The organism is Vibrio sp. 1069, from assembly GCF_033340555.1.
Map to the genome: position 1 here is coordinate 1 of NZ_JAWOWP010000422.1, position 681 is coordinate 681.

General features: G+C 47.7%; 1 protein-coding gene. It reads right to left on the bottom strand.

Annotated elements, in window-relative coordinates; translation table 11 throughout:
* The coding region (locus R7040_RS26900) for a BCCT family transporter (RefSeq protein WP_318097662.1) at positions 1-645 on the bottom strand (645 nt) is incomplete at its 3' end.
* Positions 646-681 lie beyond the last annotated feature (36 nt).

Below are 681 nucleotides of genomic sequence, written 5' to 3' on the forward strand. Positions count from 1 at the left end.
CAGGTTACCAATCCAGCCATGAATCGCTTTGTCGCCAAAGATTGGGTAAAGCAACGTGCGTGGTTTAAGTGGCAAGCCTTTGTCGTAGTGCAGGTGCATCAATACGATGGAAGAAAGGCAACCGAGAATCGCCCAAGCCAAAAATCCCCAGTTCATAAACGACTGAGATAATGCATTGATTGCAGAAGTTTTTGGTGAAGCTTCACCATACAAAGGTGGCGCTGTAACAAAGTGAGCAATTGGCTCGGCAGCAGCCCAAAAAACACCACCACCAGCGAGTAGGGTGCACAGTACAATCGACAGCCATTTAAATGTGTCGATGTCTGGTTTCGCTAAGCCGCCCAAACGTACATACCCTGGACGACCAAACGCGAGAGCCAAACCGATAAGGAAATTGAGAAGAAGCAATACTTGCCAGTAAGCTCCGAAATATTTTGTCGCAAACCCAAAGCCTGCGTTAACCATTGCGGTTAGAGATTCGGTGTTCGTCAATGCAAGCAGAACGAACAAACTGAGGAAGCTACCACTCAACCAGAATACTGGATTGGTGAGTTCGAGGCGTTTCAGTAGGGAAGGGGGATGAATGGCAGAATAGTCTGCTTCCTGAATAGGAGTATGGGGGGCGGCATTCGTCATATTTGACATAATTACTTCGCTTTTTAGGGCTCGGAAGCCGTGCAT